At 72.9% G+C, this 23,486-nt stretch carries 20 protein-coding genes and 1 pseudogene; 13 read left to right on the forward strand and 8 right to left on the reverse strand.

Annotation, left to right across the window (positions count from 1 at the left end):
- Positions 1–233 precede the first annotated feature (233 nt).
- Positions 234–2,195, forward strand: a complete 1,962-nt coding sequence (locus ACFQO7_RS06220; protein WP_376805503.1) for a PASTA domain-containing protein — start codon at positions 234–236, stop codon at positions 2,193–2,195.
- Between the two features lie 3 nt (positions 2,196–2,198).
- Here ACFQO7_RS06220 and ACFQO7_RS06225 read toward each other — a convergent pair whose 3' ends face one another.
- Entirely contained in the window at positions 2,199–2,738 is a 540-nt protein-coding gene (locus ACFQO7_RS06225) for a hypothetical protein (RefSeq protein WP_376805504.1), read from the reverse strand.
- A 341-nt stretch (positions 2,739–3,079) separates the two neighbouring features.
- Here ACFQO7_RS06225 and ACFQO7_RS06230 point away from each other — a divergent pair, with 341 nt between their 5' ends.
- The 6 genes and pseudogenes from ACFQO7_RS06230 to ACFQO7_RS06255 all read left to right on the forward strand — a co-directional run bounded on the left by ACFQO7_RS06230 (position 3,080) and on the right by ACFQO7_RS06255 (position 10,547).
- The gene (locus tag ACFQO7_RS06230) at positions 3,080–5,494 is read left to right on the forward strand and encodes a hypothetical protein (RefSeq protein WP_376805505.1); all 2,415 of its coding nucleotides are present in this window, start codon (positions 3,080–3,082) and stop codon (positions 5,492–5,494) included.
- Complete coding sequence (locus ACFQO7_RS06235) at positions 5,491–6,153, forward strand: hypothetical protein (RefSeq protein WP_376805506.1); 663 nt, start codon at positions 5,491–5,493, stop codon at positions 6,151–6,153. Before ACFQO7_RS06230 ends, ACFQO7_RS06235 begins: the two co-directional genes overlap by 4 nt.
- Positions 6,150–7,097 (forward strand): hypothetical protein, encoded by a 948-nt coding sequence (locus ACFQO7_RS06240; protein WP_376805507.1) that lies wholly within the window; start codon positions 6,150–6,152, stop codon positions 7,095–7,097. Before ACFQO7_RS06235 ends, ACFQO7_RS06240 begins: the two co-directional genes overlap by 4 nt.
- Before the next feature lie 93 nt (positions 7,098–7,190).
- Positions 7,191–7,301: pseudogene (locus tag ACFQO7_RS06245) on the forward strand (DNA-binding response regulator); the annotation flags it as partial.
- Positions 7,302–7,392: 91 nt separating this feature from the next.
- Positions 7,393–10,047 carry a DUF4118 domain-containing protein gene (locus tag ACFQO7_RS06250; protein ID WP_376805508.1) on the forward strand — a complete coding sequence of 885 codons (2,655 nt, stop codon included), beginning with the start codon at positions 7,393–7,395 and terminating at the stop codon, positions 10,045–10,047.
- Between the two features lie 47 nt (positions 10,048–10,094).
- Complete coding sequence (locus ACFQO7_RS06255; RefSeq protein WP_376805509.1) at positions 10,095–10,547, forward strand: hypothetical protein; 453 nt, start codon at positions 10,095–10,097, stop codon at positions 10,545–10,547.
- Positions 10,548–10,572: 25 nt separating this feature from the next.
- Here the strand turns inward: ACFQO7_RS06255 and ACFQO7_RS06260 are convergent, their stop codons facing one another.
- Positions 10,573–11,178 (reverse strand): class I SAM-dependent methyltransferase, encoded by a 606-nt coding sequence (locus ACFQO7_RS06260; protein ID WP_376805510.1) that lies wholly within the window; start codon positions 11,176–11,178, stop codon positions 10,573–10,575.
- A gap of 105 nt (positions 11,179–11,283) precedes the next feature.
- Entirely contained in the window at positions 11,284–11,799 is a 516-nt protein-coding gene (locus ACFQO7_RS06265; RefSeq protein ID WP_376805511.1) for a GbsR/MarR family transcriptional regulator, read from the reverse strand.
- Positions 11,800–11,878: 79 nt separating this feature from the next.
- Between ACFQO7_RS06265 and ACFQO7_RS06270 the strand changes: the two genes are divergently transcribed.
- Complete coding sequence (locus ACFQO7_RS06270; RefSeq protein WP_203692342.1) at positions 11,879–12,772, forward strand: ABC transporter ATP-binding protein; 894 nt, start codon at positions 11,879–11,881, stop codon at positions 12,770–12,772.
- On the forward strand, positions 12,769–14,379 hold the full coding sequence (locus ACFQO7_RS06275; RefSeq protein WP_376805512.1) for an ABC transporter permease: 1,611 nt from the start codon (positions 12,769–12,771) through the stop codon (positions 14,377–14,379). The genes ACFQO7_RS06270 and ACFQO7_RS06275 overlap by 4 nt, the downstream gene beginning before the upstream one ends.
- A 156-nt stretch (positions 14,380–14,535) precedes the next feature.
- On the opposite strand, the gene ACFQO7_RS06280 is transcribed toward ACFQO7_RS06275, so the two are convergent.
- The 3 genes from ACFQO7_RS06280 to ACFQO7_RS06290 all read right to left on the reverse strand — a co-directional run bounded on the left by ACFQO7_RS06280 (position 14,536) and on the right by ACFQO7_RS06290 (position 16,672).
- Entirely contained in the window at positions 14,536–15,216 is a 681-nt protein-coding gene (locus tag ACFQO7_RS06280; RefSeq protein WP_376805513.1) for a DUF4166 domain-containing protein, read from the reverse strand.
- Positions 15,213–15,776, reverse strand: coding sequence for an SRPBCC family protein (locus ACFQO7_RS06285; protein ID WP_376805514.1), 564 nt, complete (start codon positions 15,774–15,776; stop codon positions 15,213–15,215). The genes ACFQO7_RS06280 and ACFQO7_RS06285 overlap by 4 nt, the downstream gene beginning before the upstream one ends.
- 95 nt (positions 15,777–15,871) lie before the next feature.
- Positions 15,872–16,672 (reverse strand): DUF6597 domain-containing transcriptional factor, encoded by an 801-nt coding sequence (locus ACFQO7_RS06290; protein WP_376805515.1) that lies wholly within the window; start codon positions 16,670–16,672, stop codon positions 15,872–15,874.
- Positions 16,673–16,714: 42 nt separating this feature from the next.
- On the opposite strand from ACFQO7_RS06290, the gene ACFQO7_RS06295 reads away from it, so the two are divergent.
- A complete protein-coding gene (locus tag ACFQO7_RS06295) occupies positions 16,715–17,281 on the forward strand; it encodes a TIGR03086 family metal-binding protein (protein WP_376805516.1) in 567 nt (188 codons plus the stop codon).
- A gap of 45 nt (positions 17,282–17,326) precedes the next feature.
- Here the strand turns inward: ACFQO7_RS06295 and ACFQO7_RS06300 are convergent, their stop codons facing one another.
- Entirely contained in the window at positions 17,327–19,390 is a 2,064-nt protein-coding gene (locus tag ACFQO7_RS06300; RefSeq protein WP_376805517.1) for an NPCBM/NEW2 domain-containing protein, read from the reverse strand.
- Positions 19,391–19,568: 178 nt separating this feature from the next.
- Between ACFQO7_RS06300 and ACFQO7_RS06305 the strand changes: the two genes are divergently transcribed.
- Positions 19,569–20,255, forward strand: coding sequence for a response regulator transcription factor (locus ACFQO7_RS06305; protein ID WP_376805518.1), 687 nt, complete (start codon positions 19,569–19,571; stop codon positions 20,253–20,255).
- Entirely contained in the window at positions 20,252–21,892 is a 1,641-nt protein-coding gene (locus ACFQO7_RS06310) for a sensor histidine kinase (RefSeq protein ID WP_376805519.1), read from the forward strand. The genes ACFQO7_RS06305 and ACFQO7_RS06310 overlap by 4 nt, the downstream gene beginning before the upstream one ends.
- 4 nt (positions 21,893–21,896) lie before the next feature.
- Here ACFQO7_RS06310 and ACFQO7_RS06315 read toward each other — a convergent pair whose 3' ends face one another.
- Positions 21,897–22,406 (reverse strand): NUDIX domain-containing protein, encoded by a 510-nt coding sequence (locus tag ACFQO7_RS06315; protein ID WP_376805520.1) that lies wholly within the window; start codon positions 22,404–22,406, stop codon positions 21,897–21,899.
- Between the two features lie 110 nt (positions 22,407–22,516).
- On the opposite strand from ACFQO7_RS06315, the gene ACFQO7_RS06320 reads away from it, so the two are divergent.
- Positions 22,517–23,299 carry a protein phosphatase 2C domain-containing protein gene (locus ACFQO7_RS06320; RefSeq protein ID WP_376805521.1) on the forward strand — a complete coding sequence of 261 codons (783 nt, stop codon included), beginning with the start codon at positions 22,517–22,519 and terminating at the stop codon, positions 23,297–23,299.
- Positions 23,300–23,486: the final 187 nt, after the last annotated feature.

Genomic DNA, 23,486 nt, shown 5'->3' on the forward strand with positions numbered 1-23,486 from the left:
CACCGACAGGATCGACTCTTCCGCCCGCCGGGCAGTGCCTCGGTCGCGGGCGCGGGAAGGTGTCAGTGGCTCACATCGCCGTCGACCATACGTCGGCCGCCGATGATCGGCAAACCGGTATCGGGCGCGCCGCTGCCGGACGACCGGCCGGGGTTCCGGCGCTGCCGCAGGTCGAAGGCGGTCCCGGCAGCGGGCGAGCCACCTCGTCCGCGACTGCCCTAGACTGCGCTGCCATGGACGCTCAGCTCGCCGATCCCCTCCTGGGCTCGCTCGTCGACGGGCGCTTCCGCATCCGCGGAAGCGTGGCGCGTGGCGGCATGACGACGGTGTACGCGGCGGTGGACGAGCGCCTCGGCCGTACCGTCGCGCTCAAGATGATCCACCCGCCGCAGCCGCGCCGGGGCCAGGCCGCGGCCTTCCACGCGGACCGGTTCGCCGAGGAGGCGACGGGGCTGGCCCGGCTGACGCACCCGAACGTGGCCGCGTTCTACGGCCAGGGCCTGCACGGCGGTGTGCCGTACCTGGTGACGGAGTTCGTCCGCGGGCGCACGCTGCGCGACATCCTCGACGAGCGCCGCCGGCTCGCCCCGGCCGAGGCGCTCGCGGTGACCGAGCAGGTCCTGGCGGCGCTGGCCGCGGCGCACCGCACCAACCTGGTGCACCGCGCGGTCAAGCCGGAGAACATCATGGTGGCCGAGGCGCCCGGCGGCGGCCACGACCTGAGCGAAGCCGTGGTCAAGGTGACCGACCTCGGGCTCGCCGACGCCGTCGAGGCCGGCGGGGCGGAGCCGTCGATCAGCGCCGCGTACGTCGCGCCGGAGTTCGTGGCCGACGGCCACGTCGACCCGCGCGGCGACGTGTACGGCGCCGGGATCCTGCTGTTCGAGCTGCTCACCGGCCGTGTGCCGTACCAGGGTGAGCGGCCCGTCGAGGTGGCCTGGCAGCACGTCGAGCGCGACGTGCCGCCGCCCTCGCAGCTCGTGGGCGGGCTGCCGCCGGTGCTGGACGACCTCGTCGCCTCCGCCACCCGCCGCGCGCCGGGCGCGCGGTTCATGGACGCGGGCGCGATGCTGTCGGCGGTGCAGTCGGCCCGCCACGGTCTGGCCGACGCGACCACGCGGATGCGCCAGGTGGCGCAGGAGACGATGATGGTCGACCAGGTGCGGCCCGCCGACCGCCCGTCCTGGGCCCGGCTGCACGAGGAGCCCGCCGAGCCGCGTACGCGCACCATGACGGCGTCGGCACCCTCGGTCGCGGGCCTGGTGGAGCAGGCCAAGCAGCACTACACACGGCTGATGGGCGATCCGCGCGGGCGCATGGCGCTGATGGCCGGCGCGGTGGTGCTGGGCCTGCTGGTGCTGACCGGCGGCTACTACCTGGCCTTCGGCCGCTACGAGACGACGCCGCAGGTGACGAACCTGACCAAGGAGCAGGCCGAGTCCGCCCTGCGGGGCCTGGGCCTGGAGGTCGCCTACGCCAAGCCGCTGTTCCGGGAGGACGTGCCCAAGGACGTCGTGCTGGTGCAGGACCCGCCGGCCGGCGAGGACGTGGTGAGCGGCGGCACGGTGACCCTGACCCTGTCCGCCGGTCCCGAGCGCTACGTGGTGCCCGACGTGTCCGGCGTGCCGTGGGACCAGGCGCTGGTCGACCTGCAGGCCGAACCGCTGAAGCTCAAGCCGGTGAAGGCCGGGGAGAAGTACAGCGACCTCGTCCCGAAGGGCTCGGTCCTGGAGACCCTGCCCAAGGCCGGCGAGGAGGTCGAGGTCGGCGCCGAGATCAAGGTGACCCTCAGCAAGGGCCGCGCCCCGGTGACCGTGCCGTCGGTCGAGGGCAAGCCGCTGGCCGAGGCCAGGTCGATCCTGGAGAACCTGGGCCTGCGGGTCGAGGTCGAGCAGGTCGACTCGGACAAGCCCTTCGAGACCGTGGTCAAGCAGACCCCGGCGCTGGGCACCGGGGTCGAGCGCAACTCCGTGGTCAAGCTGCAGGTGAGCAAGAACCCGCAGGGCGGCGCCATGCCGGACCTGAACAACTGGAACTGCCAGGACGCCGAGAACCACCTCACCGCGATGGGCCTGCGCGTCGACGTGCGCGGGGTCCGCGGGGACAAGCGCCAGTACCGGGTGGACCGGCAGCTCCCGGGTCCGGGCAGCCCGCTCCAGCCGGGTCAGCGGGTCGTGATCAGGTGCGAGCGCTGAGGCTCACGCGGCGGCGGTGAGCACACCACACACGGTGCAGCGGTCCCGGTCCGACCAGTCGGGCCGGTCCAGGGCAGCCGGCGTGAGACCCGGCTGCCCGAGGTCGGTGCGCACCGCGAGCCGAAAGCGCCACAGCGCGTCCGCGAAGCCGTGGTACGCCTCGTGGTAGGCCGGGGAGTCCAGCGCCGCGCCGCCGCGTACCGCGTCGCGGACCTCGACGAGGCGGTGGAACACGGCCTCGCCCGCGGTCAGCAGCGCCGGCGTGCCCGCCAGCAGCAGCTGTTCCCGGGCCCCGTAGACCCCGGAGGTGGCCACGGCCCGGGTCGCCGCCTCCACACGCTCGTCGGCGGGGACGCGGGCGGCCTCGCGCAGCCCGCCGAGCGCGGCGTTCAGTGCCAGCGTGAACTCCACGCAGTACTTGCGCCGCTCGATGTCGTGGTCGCGTTCGCGCTGGCGGCGGTCGCGGCGCAGGTCGGCCAGCAGCGTGCCGGACAGCGCGATGACCGCGCCGATGGCGGCGCTCAGCAGTGCTTCCCAGGTCATGCGGCACATCATCGCACCCACGCGCCGTCCTGTTGGGACACCGTCCATTGACGACGGCCGGGCGGGGTCAGGCCGTGCGGCGGCGCACGATCCAGACCGCGGCGGTCGGCAGGACGGCCGCCAGGCCGCGGAACGCCGCCGCCTCGACCAACTGCAGGGCAGGCGTACAGATGGATGGCGAAGTGGTGGCTGCCCGCCCGCCGACCGGCCACACTGGACCGACCGGAGGGCGGAGTCGGGCCTGTGGCCAGGGGTGATGCCGCCGGTGGGGGAGCCGGCCGGGACCGTCGGAATGACGACCGTCAACGGATAGGCGGCACCGCCGCGTTCAGACTCCTGCCATGACACAGCGTGTGACATTCACGGTGCCGGTGGACGCCCTGCAAGGGGCACCCGGCTCCGGCGACCGTTTCGTGTACTCCTACCGGTACGCGGCCCTGAGCAACACCGGCAGCAACGGCCGTCCCGTCCTCACCCGCGCGCAGTGGGTGTACCTGGCCAAGGCGGCCGGCCTCACCGGCGAGGCCACCGCCGAGTGGGCCGAGTGGCACGGCGGCTCGGGCAAGACCGTCGCCGCCTCCGCCCCGGTCACCCGGGCGGACGGGCCGGAGGGCGAGGCGACCATGCGGATGCGCCTGACCCACGGCGTGCCGGGCGTCGACCCGGCGGAGGCCGCCGTGCCGCTTCCCCTGATGAAGCTGGCCAACCTGCTGCGCAAGGGCACCGAGCCGGTCATCGTCGGCCCGGGCGGCGGCACCGGCACCGGCACGGGCGGCACCGGCACGGGCACCGGCGGTCCGAGCACGCACATGCCGCCGAAGGGCGACGGGACCCGCACCGGCACGGTGCTGGACCGCACCCCCGAGCAGGTGCTGCTCGACCTGGCCCGGTCGGAGATCGGCCTGCTGTTCCTCGACCGCACCCGGCTGCGCCCGGCCGGCTTCGTGGTCGGCGAGCACCTGCACACCATGGGCCTGGCCCCGGCCGAGGAGGTGGTGCTGGAGCAGCGCTCGTTCGTGCAGCGCGACGTCCTGTCCGAGTCCAGCTCGGAGACCGAGGGCAACGCCGAGAGCGAGCAGTCGTCGTCGACGACCATCGACCACGCCGAGGTGATCGCCGGTTCGCTGACCACGACCCGCACCGACGGCTTCACCGCCGGCGGCACGGTCGGCTTCGAGTACGGCATCAAGGCCCAGGTCAACGGCGGGGTGTCGGACACCACGACGCAGGCCGACAACGACACCCGCACCGACTCGGTCAAGGAGGTCGCCGCCCGGACCTCGAAGAACGTGGCCAAGATGCGCGACGTGCACAAGACCGTGTTCCGGGTGTCGGAGTCGGACCGCTTCGAGCGGGCGGCCCGCCGCACGATCCGCAACCCCAACCAGTTCACCCCGATCGACCTGCACTTCTACAAGGTGCTTCAGCGGATGCGGTTCTCCCACGAGCGGTTCGGGGTGCGGCTGTGCTGGACGCCGTTCGTCCGGGACCCCGCGGGTGACTTCTACGCCGCCGAGAGCGCGATGCGCGAGCAGCTGCTCAAGGCGGCCCGGGACTCGGTCCCGGCGGCGGTGCTGCCCCCGCAGCCGAACGTCGCCGAGGTGCCCGGTGCGCGGCTGGTCGGGCTCGACCCGCCGCTGACCGAGCTGACCCAGTGGGGCGGCTGGCCGGGCAGCGACATGAGCGCCGACTACACCCTGCCGATCAACGTGCCCCGCGGGATGAAGTGGGACGGCGACATCGCGAGCCTGCAGGGCAGCCTGCGCTCGACGATGACCGGCGCGCCGCGCGGGTACGGCGTGTACACCGTCGGCGACCCCTGGGAGGTCATGAACTCGGCGGGCGACCGTACCGTCTTCCAGATCATCCACTGCGGCGCGGGCTGGCGGCTGACCGGCTCGTCGCAGATCTGGGTGTCGCTGTCGGCCCGGGTCATCCCGGACGCGACCTCGCTCAGCCAGGCGCAGGCGGAGGCGGCCGCGGCGTGGGAGGCGCAGTGCGCGGTCCTGATCGCCCAGCGGGCGGCGAAGGTGGCCGCGGCCGAGGCGGTCGCGCTGGCCGAGTTCGAGGCGTGGCGGATCGCGCACCGGGCGAGCCTGAATCCGGCGCAGGAGCTGATGCGCCGGTTCATCAACGCGATGTTCCCGGCCGACGCCCGCGACGAGATCGCCGAGCTGGACGTCTGGGAGCAGGTCTTCGACTGGGAGCTGGCCGCGGCGCGGACCTACTCCGGCACCTGGAGCGGCGACGGCAGCCTGCGCGACCCGGCCCGCCCGGCCGGCGACTTCGTCAACGCCTCCTGGGCGCGGCTGTTCCTGCCGGTGCGCACCGGATACGAGGAGATCGCGCTGCGCTGGATCTTCCTGCGCTCGCAGCAGGGCACCGGCCCGGCGGGCATCGAGGACCTGGTCCGTAAGGTGCTCAAGGAGCTGACCGACTGGCGGGTGACCCACCTGGGCGGTCCGTCGGAGGTCGAGCTGGTCCCGGGCAACCCGTGCCCGGAGGTGGTGCAGAAGCACGTGTGCCTGGGCACCTGGTCGGAGGACCTGCCGACCGACGGGGTGCACACCGAGGTGACGCTGGCCGGCACCACCGCGGCCGACCCGTTCACCGAGAGCGTGGCGCAGGGCGAGGCGGGCCGCACCGCGGCGGTGTCGGCCGCGCTGCTGGCTCAGGGCAAGGTGAGCGAGGCGGTGGCGGCCGGCAACCTGACGGCGGCGGAAGTGGCGGTACACCTCACCGAGCCGCGGCCGTGACCGGCCTGTCCGGACAGCTCAGCGCCGCCGACCAGGCGGCGCTGGGCACGGGCCTGATCCAGGCGGTGACCGCGCAGGCGCCCCGGTCGGCGGGCGTCGCCGACGTGGCCGCGTACCTGCGGATGGTCAGCGCCCCGACGTATCCGCTGCCGGCCACGGCGGGCTTCGTGGACGGGTTCGCCGACGGCTTCCTGGAGGGCGCCGCCGCCTGGAAGCAGGACCTGCAGGCACTGTTCAAGCTGGTCGGGGTCGGGGTCACGGTGAGCCTGGCCGAGTTCTTCGTCCGCCCGATCGTCGAGGAGACGCCGCAGGGGCTGTCCCCGCAGGTCAAGGCGGAGCTGGAGACGCTGCGCGCGATGCAGCGCATGGGCGCGGTGTTCCGCTGGCTGGACCAGGTGGGGCCGGTCGAGGCGGCGAAGGCGCTGCGCGACATCATCCCCGACGCCGAGGACATCGCCACCATGATCGGCCGGGCCAGCCTGGAGTGGTGGTCCGAGCAGGTGCGCACCGCCCCCGACGCCGCCGCGTCCGGCCGGCACCTGGGCCGCCTGGTCGGCCGGATCGCGCTCGAACTGATCCGGGCGTTCTGCGAACCGGACAGCTTCGCCATCGGCGAGGCCCTCGAAGTGTCCTACGACGAGTCGGAGGCTACGCCGTGAGCAAGGTGGTGGCACTGATCCGGCTCGGGCACGGCACGAAGTTCGCCCGCGGCGTCAAGCGGCTCAGCCTGCAGATCTTCGGCAAGCAGGTGGTGCGGTACGAGATCCGGGCCGCGCCGAGGGCGCTCGCCGCCGCGAGCATGCGCGACCTGGAGCGCATGGTCAAACTGATCACCGGAGCCGTCGTGGCCGAGGCGCTGAAGCTCTACGACCGCTTCCTGTCCCGCTTCCCGAGCATCCTGACCGGGGTGGAGCGGGCCACCTTCGCCGACATCGTCGCCCAGGCGATGGGCCGCGGCGAGATGAGCCCGCAGTCGCTGCGCGGCCTGATCGTGGAGCGGCTGGCCCGCTCGCTGCCCGAGCTGGAGGACATGATGTCCGCCCTGGACAAGGTGCGGGTGCGGGCCTCGGCGAAGCTGTCGAAGAAGTGGGGCAAGGTGCAGCTGGTCGGCGGGGTCACCGACGGCCAGGGCAAGCAGCTCGGCGACCTGCTGGCGATCTCGGTGCACCCGGACGGCCGGGTCTGGGTGCTGGCCGTGTTCGAGTCCAAGTCGATCTCCAACCTGGACGACCTGACCCGGCTGAAGGAACTGCCCGTGGGCCAGCACCTGTGGGACTACGTACGGGCCAAGGGGCACGGATTGATGATCGACGGCCGGCACTTCAAGCCGGAGAAGGTGGTGCTCGAACCCGTCCCGGTCGGGGCTCGCACCGGCAGCGCGGCGGTGGTCGGGCCGAAGGACGCGGCCCAGCGGCTGGCCGAGATGGACGGCTACTACACCCAGTTCATCGGCTTCGCGCCCAAGGAGATGTCGAACAATCAGGCGCAGCGCATCGCCGCCCAGGGCATCCAGCTCGAACTGTGGCGCTGGCCGTTCGACCTGACCGAGTACGGCAAGTTCCAGCAGGCCCTGATCGACGCCCTCGACGCCCGCCTCAAATAGCCCTGGCAGAAGGAAGGGCACCTTCTTAACGGACGTCCGTGTAGAAGGTGCCTTTCCTTCGGGAGGGGAGGGGGGCGGTAGGGTGAGGGGAGCATGGCGAAGATCTTGATCGTGGACGACGAGCCGCAGATCCTGCGGGCGTTGCGGATCAACCTGAAGGCCCGCGGCTACGACGTGGAAACCGCCGCCGACGGCGCGGGGGCCGACGACTACGTCACGAAGCCGTTCGCCGAGCCCGGCATGGGATACCGGTTCGTGCCGCACGACGCCCCCGACCATGGGGGATGATCCGGTCATGGCACGCGGACAGCTACGCATCTACCTGGGCGCCGCGCCGGGCGTGGGCAAGACCTACGCCGTACTGGAGGAGGCCCAGCGCCGCCGCGGCCGGGGCACCGACATCGTGATCGGCTTCGTCGAGACCCACGGCCGCCAGCACACCGCCGAGATGCTCGACGGACTGGAGGTCGTGCCCCGCCGGTCGGTGGACTACCGCGGCGCGGCGTTCACCGAGATGGACGTCGATGCGGTGCTCGCCCGCGCGCCGCAGGTCGCCGTCGTCGACGAGCTGGCCCACACCAACGTGCCCGGCAGCCGCAACGCCAAGCGCTGGCAGGACGTCCAGGAGCTGCTCGACGCCGGCATCAACGTGCTGTCGACGGTCAACATCCAGCACCTGGAGTCCCTCAACGACGTCGTCGAGCAGATCACCGGCATCGTCCAGCGCGAGACGGTCCCCGACCAGGTGGTGCGCCAGGCCGACCAGGTCGAGCTGATCGACATGACGCCGGAGGCGCTGCGGCGGCGGATGGCCCACGGCAACGTGTACCAGCCCGACAAGATCGATGCCGCGCTGGGCAACTACTTCCGGGTCGGCAACCTCACCGCGCTGCGCGAGCTGGCGCTGCTCTGGCTGGCCGACAAGGTCGACGAGCAGCTCGACCGGTACCGGGCCGACCACGACATCGCCAAGCAGTGGGAGACCCGGGAACGGGTCGTCGTCGCCGTCACCGGCGGACCCGAGGGGGAGACGCTGATCCGCCGCGCCGCCCGGATCGCGGGCCGGAGCAAGGGCGCCGACCTGCTGGCCCTGCACGTGCCCCGCTCCGACGGGCTGGCCGGGGCCGACCCCGCGCTGCTGGCCAAGCACCGGGTGCTGGTGGAGAGCCTCGGTGGCACGTACCACCAGGTCGCGGGCGCGGACGTGCCGCGGGCGCTGCTCGACTTCGCCCGGGGCGCCAACGCCACCCAGCTCGTGCTCGGCGCGAGCCGCCGCGGCCGGCTGGCGCAGCTGCTCTCGCCCGGGGTCGGGGTGACCACCACGGCCCTGTCCGGCGCGATCGACGTGCACCTCGTGCCGCACGAACGGATCGGCCGGGGCAGGCTTCCCGCCCTGGGCGGGGTATCAGCACTGTCCCCGGCCCGGCGGCTGAGCGGTTTCGCGCTCGCCGTGCTCGGCCTGCCGCTGCTGACCCTGCTGCTGCGCACCCTGGGCGAGGACCTCTCGCTGGCCAGCGACATCCTGCTGTTCCTGGCCATGGTGATCGTGGTCGCGCTGGTCGGCGGCCTGTGGCCCGCGCTGCTGGCGGCGGTCGCCGGCTCGCTGCTGCTGAACTTCTTCTTCACCCCGCCGCTGCGCACGTTCAACGTCGCCAACCGGGAGAACGTGCTCGCGCTGGCCGTGTTCATCCTGGTCGGGGTCGCGGTCAGCGCGGTGGTGGACCTGGCGGCCCGCCGCACCCGCGAAGCCGCCCGCGCCTCGGCCGACGCCGGCACGCTGGCCATCGTCGCGGGCAGCGTGCTGCGCGGCGCGAGCCCGCTGCAGGCACTGCTGGAGAACCTGCGCGAGACCTTCCAGCTCGACGCGGTCACTGTGCTGGAGCGGCGCGACGACGTGCCGCCCGCGCCCGACTGCCAGGGCGATCCCAGCGCCTGGCGGGTGGCCGCCGCGGTCGGCGGGCCGCCCTGCGTCACGCCGGGCCAGGGCGACACAGTGGTGGCCGTCGACGACCAGGTCACCGTGGTGCTGCGCGGTCCGGTGCCCGCGGCCGCCGACCGGCGGATCATCGAGGCGTTCGCCGCCCAGGCCGCGATCGCGCTGCGCCAGGAGCGGCTGGCCGCCGAGGCCGCCAAGGCCAAGCCGCTGGCCGAGGCCGACAAGATGCGCACGGCGCTGCTCGCCGCGGTCAGCCACGACCTGCGTACGCCGCTGGCCTCGGCCGTCGCCGCCGTGGAGGGTCTGCGCAGCGACGACGTGGCGTTCAGCGACGAGGACCGGCGCGAGCTGCTGGCCACCGCCGCCGAGTCGCTGGACCGGCTGTCCCGGCTGGTCGCGAACCTGTTGGACATGAGCCGGCTGCAGGCGGGGGCGCTGGGCGTGGCCGCCGTCGACGTCTGGCTCGACGAGGCGGTGCCCACGGCGCTCGACGAGCTGGGCGCGCCGGGCCGGGCGGTGCGGGTGCGCATCCCGGACGACCTGTCTGCCGTACGCGCCGACCCGGGTCTGCTGCAGCGGGTACTGGTCAACGTCGTCAGCAACGCCCTGCGGTTCAGCCCGCCGGACCGCCCGCCGCTGGTCACCGCGAGCGAGCACGGTGAGCTGGTCGAGCTGCGCGTGGTCGACCACGGGCCGGGCATCCCCGAGGAGCAGCGCGACCAGGTGTTCCTGCCGTTCCAGCGGCTCGGCGACCGCGACAACGAGAGCGGCGTCGGCCTCGGCCTGGCCCTGTCCCGGGGCCTGATCGAGGCGATGGGCGGCACCCTGCTGCCGGAGACGACCCCCGGCGGCGGCCTGACGATGGTGCTCAACCTGCCGGCGGTGCCGACTCCGGCGGGCCTGACCTCGGCCGAGGCCGCCGCCGCCGACCGTGCCTTCGCCGAGGGCCTGCACCGGCCCGCCGAGGGCGAGCGCACCGGTGACCCGGCGGAACCGACCCGGCCGGACCGGTGACGGTTTCGGCTCGTCCCTTGTCGTACCGCCGTGGTGGGGTGTCGGCCATGGGTGTGCTGACCGACTACTTCCGCGCGGCCGATGACGCCGCCGCGGTGAAAATGATCGAGGACAACGACGGGAGCCCGGGGTCGTTCAGCGACGGCACCGCGCTGGACCTGCTCTACTTCAAACACCTCGACGCCGATGTCACGCTGGGCCACCTGGTGAGTTTCGCCCGGGATGTCGAGTGGACCGTCGACACCGTCGACAGCCGCATGCTGTGGAGTGCGGAGGAGACCGGTCCCTGGCTGGCGTCCGTCGACGACGCCACCCGCGACACCCTGGCCGGAATCGCCCCGGAGCGCATGCTCGAACTGTCGGCGCGCTGGCAGCGGATCGAGGAGATCGACTCCGACGGGCCGGACGACGACCACGTGCCGACCATCGAGGCGCTGCAGGGCCTCGCCCAGCGAGCCCGTGACGCGGGCGAGCACCTGTACTACTGGATCTGCGTGTGAGCGCTCGCCCGCCGGCCCGGTGACCTCAGCCGGCCGGCCTGCGCAGCACCGTCACCGCGAAGTCGGCGTCGTCCCGCCACGGCCGCAGATCCCAGGTGGCGAAACGCTGCTCGACCAGCAGCCCGGCCTGTGCTGCGTGGGCGTCGAAGTCGGCCACGGCGTATCCGCGCCCGGTCCCGAAACCGACCACCACCGGCCCGTCGGGTCGCACGTGCGCGGCGACCCGGCGCAGCACCTCGGCCTCGGTGTCCGGCGCGAGATAGAGCATGACGTTGCCGGCCAGGATCGCGGCGTCGAACAGCCGCCGCTGCCCGCCCGATGTCAGGTCGAGTTCGGTGAGGTCGCCCACCAGCCACTCGATCTCGGGGAAGTCCTCGCGCGCCGCCGCGATCAGCGTCTCGTCGGCGTCCACGCCGAGCACCGTGTGCCCGCGTACGGCCAGCGCCGCGCCGACCCGGCCGCTGCCGCAGCCCGCGTCGAGCACGGCCGACCCGGGCGCGACGATCGCGTCGAGTGTGCGCGCCTCGCCCGCGAGGTCGTGGCCCTCGGCCGCCATCTGCCGGAACCGGTCGGCCATCCGCTGGGCGTGCCCCCGCTCGGTCTCGGTCGCCCACCGCGTCTGCCGTGCCATGACCATCCCTTCCTCGCTCGCTCACCGCCACCCTGCCAGGTCGCGGTTCCGGCGCGGAACCGGGTCCGCCCCGGTTCGGCCGCCGGAGAAGCGACGCGGATCCGGTCAGCGAGGGCCGGTGTCGGGGGCGGATTCGCGCAGCCGGGCCTTGTGCTCGGCCCACTGGTTCAGCAGCGAGGGCATGTTCTCCTGCACCCAGGCGTAGAAGTCGCGCATCCCGGCGAGCTTCGCCCCGGCGGGGGTGCCCTCCCCGCCCGCGGCGGCGACGCCCTGGTCAGCCGCGTCGCTGATGGTCTTGAGCAGGCCCATCTTGGCGACGGTCACCTCATACCAGGAGTCGTCGACCATGCGGTAGCGGTCGCGGCGCGAGCCCGGCACCGGCTCCCTGGCGACCATGTTCAGGTGGACCAGGTAGCGGATCGCCCCGGAGATGCCCGCCGGGCTCACGCCGAGGCGTTCGGCAAGCTCGGCGGCGGTCAGCGCCTGCTCGTCGGCGGCCATCAGGGTGAAGACCACGCGTCCGGCCATGCGTGGGAAGCCCCAGTCGGCGAGCGTCCGGGCCATGTATTCGACGAAGCCGCGCATCGCCTGCTCGTCGCGCTGCGGCGGGGAGTGTGCCACGTGACCTCCGTCAAGATTTCGTCAAGACTATAGCTTTCGTACTTTCACAAACTTGTGAAATGAGTGTAGCGTCCAAAACATGGACAACGCCATTTCAGTGGTCGGCCTGACCAAGAGTTTCGGCCAGGCCAAGGCCCTCGACGGGCTGGATCTGACTGTCGCACGCGGCGAGGTGCACGGCTTCCTCGGACCGAACGGCGCCGGCAAGACCACCACGATCCGCATCCTGCTCGGCCTGCTCCGGGCCGACGGAGGCACCGCCACGCTGCTCGGCGGCGACCCCTGGCGCGACGCCGTCGCGCTGCACCGCCGCCTGGCCTACGTGCCCGGCGACGTCACCCTCTGGCCCAACCTCTCCGGCGGCGAGGTCATCGACCTGCTCGGCCGCCTGCGCGGCGGCCTCAACGCCGCCAAGCGCAAGGACCTGCTGGAACGCTTCGACCTGGACCCGAGGAAGAAGGGCCGCGCCTACTCCAAGGGCAACCGGCAGAAGGTCGGGCTCATCGCCGCGCTCGCCTCCGACGTCGAGCTGCTGCTGCTCGACGAGCCGACCTCGGGCCTGGACCCGCTGATGGAGGAGGTCTTCCGGCAGGTCGTCGCCGAGGAGACCCGCAACGGCCGCACCGTGCTGCTGTCCAGCCACATCCTGTCCGAGGTCGAGGCACTGTGCGACCGGGTCAGCATCATCCGGCAGGGCCGCACCGTGGAGACCGGCACCCTGGCCGAGCTGCGCCACCTGACCCGCACCCACATCACCGCCGAGCTGGCCACCCCGCCGAACGGCCTGGCCCAGCTGCCCGGGGTGCACGACCTGAAGACCGACGGGGCCACCGTGCGTTTCCAGGTCGACCAGGCCGAGCTCGACGCGGTGCTGCGCCAGCTCACCACCCATGGCGTACGCGGCCTGGTCAGCCAGCCGCCGACGCTGGAGGAGCTGTTCCTGCGCCACTACGAGACGGAGCCGGTGCGATGACCTCCCTCACCGGAACCGGCACGCTGGTCCGGCTGATCCTGCGCCGCGACCGGGTGCTGATGCCGATCTGGATGCTGTGCATGTCGCTGCTGCCGCTGGGCCTGGCCTCTGGCACGGCGAGCCTCTACCCGACCGACGCCGGCCGCCAGGGTTACATCGACTCCCTGGCCGCCAGCCCGATGCTGCTGCTGTTCTACGGCCAGAAGCCGGCCGAGCCCAGCCTCGGCGCGCTGATCTTCTGGCGGTCCGCCACCGGCATCGTCATCATGGGCCTGATCGGCCTGCTCGTCGTCATCCGGCACACCCGGGTCGAGGAGGAGGCCGGCCGCCGGGAGCTGCTCGGCTCCGCGGTCGTCGGCCGCCACGCCCCGCTGGCCGCCGCGATGCTCACCGTCTCCGGGGCGAGCCTGGTCGTCGGCGTGCTGGTGGCGCTCGGCATGATCAGCCAGCAGACGCCCGCTTCGGGCGCGTTCGCGATGGGCTTCGCGTGGGCGTTCGCGGGCATCCTGTACGCCGGCATCGGCGCGCTCGCCGCGCAGCTCACCACCGGTGCCGGCACTGCCCGGGGCATCGCCGGCGCGGTGCTCGGCCTCGACTTCCTGCTCCGCGGCGTCGGTGACGTCAGCGGCGGCGGCCTGACCTGGCTGGCCTGGGCCACCCCGCTGAGCTGGGTGTACAAGGTGCACGCCTACACCGACGACCGCTGGTGGCTGTTCGCGGTCTGCGTGGCCGTCGCGCTGGCCCTGGCGTACGCCGCGCTGCGCCTGTCGGCCCGGCGGGACCTCGGCGCGGGCCTGCTGCCCCCACGGCTCGGCCCCGCCACCGCCCCCGCCTCGCTGGGCAGCCCGTTCGGCCTGGCCTGGCGGCTGCACCGCGGCTCGCTGATCGGCTGGACGATCGGGCTCGGCGTCGTCGGCGGCGTCCTGTTCGGCGGCGTCGCCAAGACGGCGAGCAGCCTGCTCGAAGGCAACGGCCAGCTCACCGAGATCATGGAACGCATCGGTGGTAAGTCGGTGGCCTCCGACATCTTCGTCGGCGGCTCGCTCGGCATCGGCGCGATCGCGGTGGCCGCGTACGGCATCTCGGCGGCGCTGCGCATGCGCACCGAGGAGGCGGCCCTGCGTAGCGAGCCCGTGCTGAGCGCCGGGGTCGGCCGGCTGCGCTGGGCGGCCGGGCACCTGACGTTCGCGCTGCTCGGTCCGACCGTGGTCATGGCGGTCACCGGGTTGTCCGCGGGACTGGTGTACGGCTCCAGCACCGGGGAGATCGGCCGCCAGGTGCCCCGGGTCATCGGCGCCGCGCTGGTGCAGATGCCCGCGATCTGGCTGCTGACCGGGCTGACCGTGGCCGCGTACGGCCTGCTGCCGCGGCTGTCGCCCGCCGTCGGCTGGGTGGCGCTGTCGCTGTGCGTGCTGCTCGGCCAGGTCGGCGCAGCACTACAGCTGGACCAGCTCGTGCTGGACGTGTCCCCGTTCACGCACATCCCGCACCTGCCCGGCCCGGCCGCCGTCCCGGCGACACCCCTGCTGGTGCTGACCGCGCTCGCCGCCGCCCTCACCGCAGCCGGCCTGACCGCCCTCCGCAACCGCGACATCCCCGTCACCTGACCCACCCACCCGCGCGACGGCCCACGGCCCACCGCCCGCTTCCCCGCGCAACTCTTAAAAAGTCGCGCCCTCAGACAGCTGCTGAGGGCGCGACTTTTTAAGAGTTGCGGCAGAGGGGCGGGGCGCGGGCGAGGTGGGGCGGGTGTGGTCGGCGCGTCAGAAGCGGGATTGTTCGCGGTAGGGCTTGACGGAGGCGGGGACCGGGGCGGACTCGGTGTCGACGAAGCGGGCCGTGAAGGCGCCGGTGTAACCGAACACGGGGCCGAACCACGGGTTGACCACCCGTACGTCGATGCGGAACACGTCGGCCGCGTCGTCGTAGCGTTCGTGGACCTCGGCGACCGCGGTGACGGCCGGGGGCAGTGCGGTGTCGATCCCGGGGCCGCGGAAGCGCATCTGCCCGCTGCGCAGCCGCAGGCCGCCCTGGTCGTCGACGCTGAGGTGCAGGTCGGCGGCGATGTGCTGGTGGGTGCCGAGGTAGTCGACGATGACCTCGCGGTGCGGGTCCCAGACCATCGTGGCGTCGAAGCGGCGACGCCGCCGGGGCAACTCGAAGGTGCGGACGAAGGTGAGGGTCTCGCGGCCGTAGGAGTCGGGGTAGGCGTAGTTCTCGATGGTGAAGGGCACGTTGCGGCCCTGCTCCGGGAACATGATGTTGCGCATGGTGCCCAGCGCCAGGAACGGCCGGGTGTACGCCGGCCCGCGCCAGATGCGGTCCATGACGCCGTGGCCGACGCAGCCGCGCCCGTCGGTGCTGGTGAAACCGAAGCGCTCCCGCAGACGGGGGTGCAGGCGGTCGAAGTCGTCACCGAGTGCGGTGTGGAACAGCGAGTTCACAGTGTCTCCAAGAGGGACGGGGCGCGGCCGGCGGTCCGGTCGGGCGGGGTGCGCAGGCAGCGGCGGGCGGACGGCGCGCCCCAGCGGGGGAGCAGCCGCAGCGGGGAGCGGCGCGGTGGCACGCCGTCCTCCAGCCAGATGCGCAGGCGGTCGAAGGACCAGGCGGTGGCCCAGCCCATCAGCGGTCGCAGCAGGAGGCGGTCGAGCAGGGCGAAGCGCGGCGTGTAGTCGTAGCCGGTGAGGAAGCGGACCCCGGTGGGGGTCGGCACGTACCGCCAGTAACCGGCTCCGGTCATCAGCCAGGAGTGGAAGCGCAGCGCCGAGGTGCGCGTGCCGTCCGGGCGGGTGCGCTCGCCCGCGGTGACGCCGACGCCTGCGAGCACGAGGCCGGGCGCGAGCCGGGTCTCGTAGCGGAAGCGCTGCGGGCTGGTCCCCGGCAGGTACTCGATGGTGGTGAACCGGGCGTCCCAACGCTGGTGCAGCGCCGGGTCCTGCGTGAACGCCCACACCTTGTCGAGGTCGGCGCGGATGTGGACCTCGATGTACAGCTGCCGTCCCATCAGTCGCCACCCCTCCCGGAACCGGTGTTGAGCGATCGCTCAAACAGACTGTACGGCTGTTTGAGCGATCGCTCAAGGGGTGAATTTCGGGGTGCTCAGCGCAGCGAGGCCGCGTACGCGGCGGGGGAGACCCCGATCGCGGCCGTGACCTCGCGGACCAGGTGCGCCTGGTCGCTGTAGCCCAGCTCCGCGGCGACCGCCGCCCAGTCCACCTCGCCCTCGGCGAGTTCGATCGCCCCGTGCACCCGGTAGCGCAGGATCACCTGCTTCGGGCCGATGCCCACGTACTCGGTGAACAGGCGCTGCAGCGAGCGCACCGACATGCCCGCCTGCTGCGAGAGCTCCTCGACCCGGCGCAGCCCGCGGTCGTGGCGGACCCGGTCCACCAGCCGCATCGCGAGCCGTACCGCATCGTCGAGGTCTGGCCGCAGGCCCAGCAGCAGCTTGTCGAAGACCGCGGCAGCGGCCTCGTCCGTCGCCGCGGCGGCCAGCCGGTCACCGGGGTCGGCCACCGGCAGGACCTGCGCCAGCGGCACCCGCCGACCGGTCAGCTCCGCCGGTGAGCGGCGGGAGAACGCCCGGAACGCGCCCGGCCGGAACTGCACGCCCCGGACCCAGCCCCGCTCCGCCAGCTTGATCGAGAACAGCTCGCGGGCGGCGCCGGACACCTCGGCGGTGACCGGGTCGCTCAGGGTCGGGCGCAGCACGACGAGGTTCACCGCCGGGTGCCCGACGACGTGCTGCTCGAACGGCTGGTCGAGGTCCCAGTCGATGAACCAGTAGTGCTCGACCAGCTCGGCCAGCTCGGCGGCGGGGGCGAGCCGCCGGAACCGCGCCTGCCGCAGCAGCGCGGCCGGGTCGACGATGCCCCGGGTGTCCCGGCGTGGCTGTCGCATTTGTTCAAGACCTCCCCGCACGCCGCTGGCTAGCGTGGCCGTATGACCACGATCTCGAAACTACTGCGCGAGTCCGCCGACGTGGCTGTGCCCGTGCTCCAGGGTGTCACCGACGATCAGCTCGCCGCCGCCACGCCGTGCGCCGAGTTCCGGGTCGGGGACCTGGTCAACCACCTGTTCCAGGTCGTCGTCAACTTCCAGGCCCTGGCCCGCCGGGAGCCCGCGGACTTCTCCGGGACCCCGGACGTGCTCGGCACGGACTGGCGTGCCCGCTTCGCGACCGAGACGGAGAAGCTGATCGCGGCCTGGTCGGACGAGTCGGCGCTGGAGGGCGTCTCGCCCGGCATGGGACTGCCGCAGCCCGCGGTGGGCCGGATGGCGCTGCTCGACCTGACCCTGCACCCGTGGGACCTGGCGGTGGCGACGGGGCGGCCGTACGCGCCGAGCCCGGCGGCGGTCGAGGAGCTGCTGGTGATGGTCGACGAGATGGGGCCGATGGCCCGGGAGTGGAAGGTCTTCGGCGAGCCCGTGCCGACGGCCGCCGACGCGGATCCGTTCACGCGCCTGCTCGGCCAGGCCGGCCGCGACCTTGGCTGGCGGCGTCCGTGACGTACGCGGCCGCACCCGGGTCACCCGGGTGCGGCCGCGCGCGTTTCAGCAGGTGGCGGTCAGGCCCGCCCAGTTGGCGCGGTCGTTGTAGCCGCCGTCCCCGCCGTCGCCGACGACCAGGTCGAGCACCCGTACGCCGGTCAGGTCGATGGTGATCTGCCGGGTGTCGTCACGGGTCAGCAGCCCGCTGTCGTACAGCGTGCGGCCGTCGCCGATCACCTGGAACGTCGACGTCGCGCCTTCGGGGCCGACGTTGCGCACCGCGTCGTCCAGGCCGATGGTCGTGGCCAGCCCGCTGCACTTCGCGCCGACGTAGTAGCGGATCGTCGACGGCGAGGCGACGCCGATGCCGGTCGGGTACACCGTGCCGAGCATGCTGATCGGCGACCAGCCGCCGACGCTCAGATCGACGGTCGGGCTCATCCAGCCGCTGGTGGCGCTGATCCAGGTGTGGTGCGACAGGACGACCGACCCGGTCGGCGGGGCCGGGGCCACCACGACCGCCGAGGCGGTCGTCTGCCGCAGCCGCCCGTGCCCGAGCACGTCGTACGAGGTGGTGGCGGTCAGCGTGCCGTCACCCGGAGCGGCGCCGGCCGGTACCGTCACCGTGAAGGCGAGGACCGTGCTGCCACCGGGCGCGATCAGCACCGGTGCCTGGCCCGCGGCGCGTACCGTCCAGCCGGCCGGACCGGCCAGTTGGGCCTTGGGCTGCAGCACCGGCAGCAGCCCGTCGTTGCGGACGGCCACTTCGACCCGTGCCTGGTCGCCGCCCGCGAGCACCGGCGCGGCGCCGGCCGGCAGGGTCGCGCCGTTGACCTGCGTCACCTGCGGGATCCCGGCGGTCACGTGCGGCACGCCCGGCACGCCGCGGGCTGGGGTGACCCGCAGCAGGGCGGCACCGTGCGCGGGCACCGCCGCGCTCAGCGTGCCCGCGCTCTCGGTGACCTGCCCGGTCCACGCGTTCTTGACGGTGAACCGCGAGCCGGTCAGACCGGTGGCGGTGGCCTGCGCGGTCAGCGTGCGCGGGCTGTCACCCCGGTTCAGCAGGACCACGGCCCGGCCGCCGTCGGCCAGACGCTTGACCCACGTCTCGGTCGTGCCCGCCGGTCCGACCCGGACCGCCTGCACGGCGGCGCGGTCCTGGTTGATCGCCAGCACGTCGCGGTTGGTCAGGATGTCCACCGAGGTCTGGCTGAGCTTGCGGATGTCGCTGCCGACGACCAGCGGCGCGGCGGCCGCCGCCCACAGCGTCATCTGCGTGCGGAACTCCTCGTCGGACATGCCGAGCTGCGGCGCGAGGTAGTCGGGGTCGTTGTAGTGGCCGGGGCCGGTCGCCTCGGGGTGGCGGGCGTTCGCGTCGTAGTTGCGCAGCACGTCCTTGAACTTGATGTCACCGACGAAGCCCACGTCGGTGTACGTCCGCCAGGACTGGGCGATGCCCGGCGCGTAGCTCCACGAGTACGTGGACTGCTGCTCCTCGGGGTAGTCGCCCCAGTCCGGGGAGGTCACCGGGTTGCACAGGTTGAAGATGATCGGCCGGCCGCTGGCGTTGTCCCGCAGCGCCTGGGCGAACTCGGTGTAGACCGTCTTCGGGTCCAGGTTCGCGGCGATACCGCAGAGGAAGTCCACCTTGACCGCGTCGAACTTCCAGGCCGCGAACTGGTCGGCGTCGCGCTGGTAGTAGCCGCCGCCGCTGCCGAGGCCGCACTTGCCCGGGATGTACGGGCCCGCGTCGGTGTAGATGCCGGCCTTGAGGCCCTTGCCGTGGATGTAGTCCACCAGGGGCTGCAGCCCGGCGGGGAAGCGGGTCCGGTCGGCCTGCAGGTCGCCCGCGGCGGTCCGCGGCTGCGGGTCCTGCCAGCCGCCGTCGAGCCACACGATGTCGTAGCCGGCCTTGGCGAGCCCGCGCTCGACCATGGCGTCGGCGACCTCCCGCACCGACTGCTCGGAGAAGTCGCCGCCGAGGCCGAAGTAGGTGTTCCAGCCCTGGTAGGGGGTCGGGCTCAGCACTTCCTGGCGGGTCGGCGCCGGGGCCGCGGTGGCGGGCGCCGGGACGGTCAGCAGGCCGGTGGCGAGGCAGAGCAAGCCGGTGAGCACGCGTCGTTTCACATCGGATTCCTTGCTGCGAAAGGGGTTTCCCCGATCTTGTGCGCTGTTACAGCCGTGTGTCAAGAATAATTCATAATTTATGTACTGAGCTGAGGCAGCCGTGAAGAACCGATGAAGGACCGAGACCCCGTGCCGGCCGGCGGTTAAGGTCGGAAACTCGCCGAACAGGGAGGCCGGAGTGAGCGCGCGGGTGCTGATCGCCGAGGACGACCCCAAGCAGGCCCACCTGCTGCGGGTCTACCTCGAACGCGAAGGCCACAGCGTCCAGGTCGTCGGCGACGGCCTCGCCGCGCTGGAGCGCTGCCGGGCGTACCGGCCGGACCTGGTCGTGCTCGACGTGATGATGCCGACCCTCGGCGGCCTCGACGTGTGCCGCATCCTGCGGGCCGAGTCGGATGTGGCGATCCTGCTGCTCACCGCCCGCAGCACCGAGGACGACATCCTCGTCGGCCTCGACCTCGGCGCGGACGACTACGTCACCAAGCCGTACAGCCCGCGGCAGCTCGCCGCCCGGGTGCGGGCCCTGCTGCGCCGCGCCCGGCCGGGCACCGCCAAGGAGGAGGTGCTCCGGGTCGGCGACCTGGAGATCGACGAGGGCAGGTTCGAGGTGCGGGTCGCCGGCCGCCTCGTCGCGCTCACCGCCAAGGAGTTCGGCATCCTCGCCACCCTCGCCGCGTCCCCCGGCCGCGTGTTCTCCCGTGCGCAGATCATCGACCGGGCCTTCGGCTTCGACAACCACGTCGAGGAGCGCACCGTCGACGCGCACGTGATGAACCTGCGCCGCAAGATCGAGGACGACCCGGCCGAGTCCCGCTACGTGCAGACCGTCTACGGCCGCGGGTACCGCCTGGTGGAGAAGGCGTGAGCTTTCGGCTGCGGGTCGTCGCGCTGGTCATGTTCATCGCGGTCACGGCGACCGCCGCGACCGCCTGGCTCACCCTGCAGCAGGCGTCGCGGGAGTTCGACCGCACCGTCAGCGCCAGCGCGGAGCAGCAGGCCCTGATCACAGGCGAGCTGGCCGACTACGCCCGCACCCGCGGCGGCTGGGACGGCGTCGCCGACCGGGTACGCGAGCTGTCCCTGCAGACCGGGCAGCGCATCCAGGTGACCACCGTCTCCGGCGCGGTCGTGGTCGACTCGGACGTGCTCGCCGGCAGCCCGGCCCGCGGCGTCACCGGCCCGCCGCTGCTGGTCGATCCACGCCCGACCTGGCGGCCGCTGCCCAAGAACGGCGCGCCCGCCGGCGCGAAGACCGTGCTGCTGGCCACGTTCGAGTACCAGGTCGGGCTGCGCCTGGCGGCCTGCCTGACCGAGGCCGGGATCGGGGTGCGGCTCGCCGACTCCCGGGTGGGCATCCCCATGCCGCAGCCCGTCGAGTACACCGCGCAGTCGAAGTCGTGCGAGGTCCGGTCGCGGGAGCAGTCCTCTTCGGACATCGACCGGGTGTTCGAGGCCGAACTGCTGGCCTGCCGGCATCAGGCCGAGCAGGCGGTGGTGCCGTGCCTGCAGGACGCGTTCTCGCGAGCCGTCGGCGCGTACGCGCCCGCGCAGATGCGGGTGTACCTCGGCGCGGCCGAGCAGCCCGCGCCACGGCTGCCGGTCGACTCGATCGTGCTCACCGCGGCCGTCGTCGCGCTCACCGCCGTCGGCGCGTCCTGGCTGCTCAGCCGCCGGGTGCTGCGACCCATCGGCGCGCTGACCGCGGCGTCGGCGCGGGTCGGCGAGGGCAAGCTCACCGAACGTGTTCCGGTACGCGGCCACGATGAGCTCGCCGGGCTGGCCCGCTCGTTCAACCGCATGGCCGACTCCCTGCAGCGCAGCGAGGAGCTGCAACGCCGCATGATCTCCGACGTGGCGCACGAGCTGCGCACACCGCTGGCGAACCTGCGCGGCTACCTGGAGGCGCTCAAGGACGGGGTGCTGCCGCCGACGCCCGAGCTGTTCGACTCCCTGCACGACGAGGCCGTGCTGCAGCAGCGCATCGTCGACGACCTGCAGGACCTGGCGCTGGCCGAGGCGGGCGTGCTGACGTACCAGAAGACCCGCCTCGACCTGGGTGAACTCGTCGCGGCCTGCCGGACGGCGCACGCCGCGCTCGCCTCCGCCGCCGGGGTGGTCCTGGCGGCCGAGGGCGACGGCCCGCGCTGGGTGCACGCGGATCCGGACCGGCTGCGCCAGGTGATCGGCAACCTGATCCGCAACGCCCTGGCCGCCACCGCGTCCGGCGGCACGATCACTCTCGGCGTCACCCCGGACGGTGACCGGCACCTGGTCCGCGTCACCGACACCGGCAGCGGCATCGCCGAGCAGGACCTGCCCCACCTGTTCGACCGGCTCTGGCGCGCCGACCGCGCCCGCGGCCGGGGCGAGCGCTACACCACCGGCTCGGGCCTCGGCCTGTCCATCGCCCGGCAGATCGTCGCCGACCACGGCGGCGACATCGACGTGGTCAGTGTGCTCGGCGTGGGCACGACCTTCACCATCCGGCTGCCCGCCGCCTGAGACGTCAGAGCCCCATGGGGATCGGCTGCCCCGGCGGGCCGTCGGCCAGCAGCGCCGCCAGCGCCGCGGGCAGGGCCCGGGGCGCGAACAGGTCGGTTCCCCGGTACAGCGTCAGCTCCTGCTGGGTCCACCAGCGGAACTCGCTGATGTTCTCCGTGGCGGCCAGCTCGTCGTCGGTCAGCACGCCGCGCGGGTCGAACGACGACGTGCGTACCAGGTAGATGTCGTTGACCACGCCGTCGAAGCCGGTGATGTGGCCCTCCCGCACGACCTCCTGATGCCACACGTGCGGCGGATCGGCGGTCAGCGCGAGCCCGATCTCCTCGGTGAGCTCGCGCCGCAGTGCGGCCAGCGGAGTCTCGCCGGGCTCGATCCCGCCGCCCGGGGTGCCCCACACCACGATCGGGCCCTCGGGCTTGTCGAAGGCCCACCGGCACAGCAGCACCCGGTCCTGTTCGTCCAGCACGATGGCGCGTACACCGGCGCGCAGCCGGGGGAAAGCTGACGGCAGCATGCCGACGAACCTATCCGAATCACCTGTCCGCACGCCCCGGCATTTCGCCCCGCCCGCCGGTACAGTCGACGCTTCGACCTGCGAGAGGGCGGCCGATGATGCGGGTGTGGATGACGAGTGCCCCGGCTCGGACCGGCCGGGTGAACGAGGACTTCACCGGTGCCACGGCCTCGGCGGCGGTGCTGATCGACGGGGCCGGCATTCCCGGCGCGGAGTCGGTCTGCGGTCACGGCGTCGCCTGGTACGCCCACCGCCTGGGCGGCTGCCTGCTCGGCCTGCTTCCGCTGCGCGACGATCGCAGCCTCGCCGCGGTGCTCGCCGAGGCCATCACCCAGGTGACCGGCGAGCACCGGGACACCTGCGACGTCGCCGACCCGATCAGCCCGTCCGCGACCGTGGCCATGCTGCGGATCTCCGGCGGCCTGGCCGAATACCTGGTGCTCGGGGACACCGTAGTCGTGCTGGACATGTCGGACGGTGCGCCGCTCGTCGTCACCGACCCCCGTGAGGTGGTCATCAGCCGGTCGTACCAGCCTGCGTACGAGGCGACCGCCGCGGGCAGCGACGAGCGGCGACAGGTCCTGCGCGAACTGCGCGCCCACCGCAACGCGCCGGGCGGATTCTGGCTGGCCAAGGACGACCCGCGGGCCGCCGACGAGGCGCTCACCGGGAGCCGCCCGGTCCTGGAGCTGTCAGGTGCCGTCCTGCTCAGCAACGGGGCCGGCCGTTTCGTGGACCGGTTCGGGCTCGCCGACTGGCCGGGAGTCCTGGCGGTATTGGCGTCTCAGGGACCGGCGGAGATCATTCGTCAGGTTCGGCAGGCCGAGGGACGGGACGCGGTGACCGCCGACGACGCGACGATCACATGGTGCACCGACCTCGGCGAGGACTGATCCACCGGTGGAAGCCCCTGGCCGCAGCACATGCCGGGCGTACGGGTTCTTCAACAGTTCTTGATCGTGTGCTGCCTACCGTCCGTCCGTGGCGAACGCGACACGTACCGCACCGGCAAGAAGCACCCCTGGCTCAAGTGCTGCCTCCTCCGGCGTCCGGGGTTGGCTCGCGTTGCTGTGCCTGGCA

Origin of the sequence: Catellatospora aurea (genome assembly GCF_042663325.1) — a bacterium.
Taxonomy (GTDB): Bacteria; Actinomycetota; Actinomycetes; order Mycobacteriales; family Micromonosporaceae; genus Catellatospora; species Catellatospora aurea.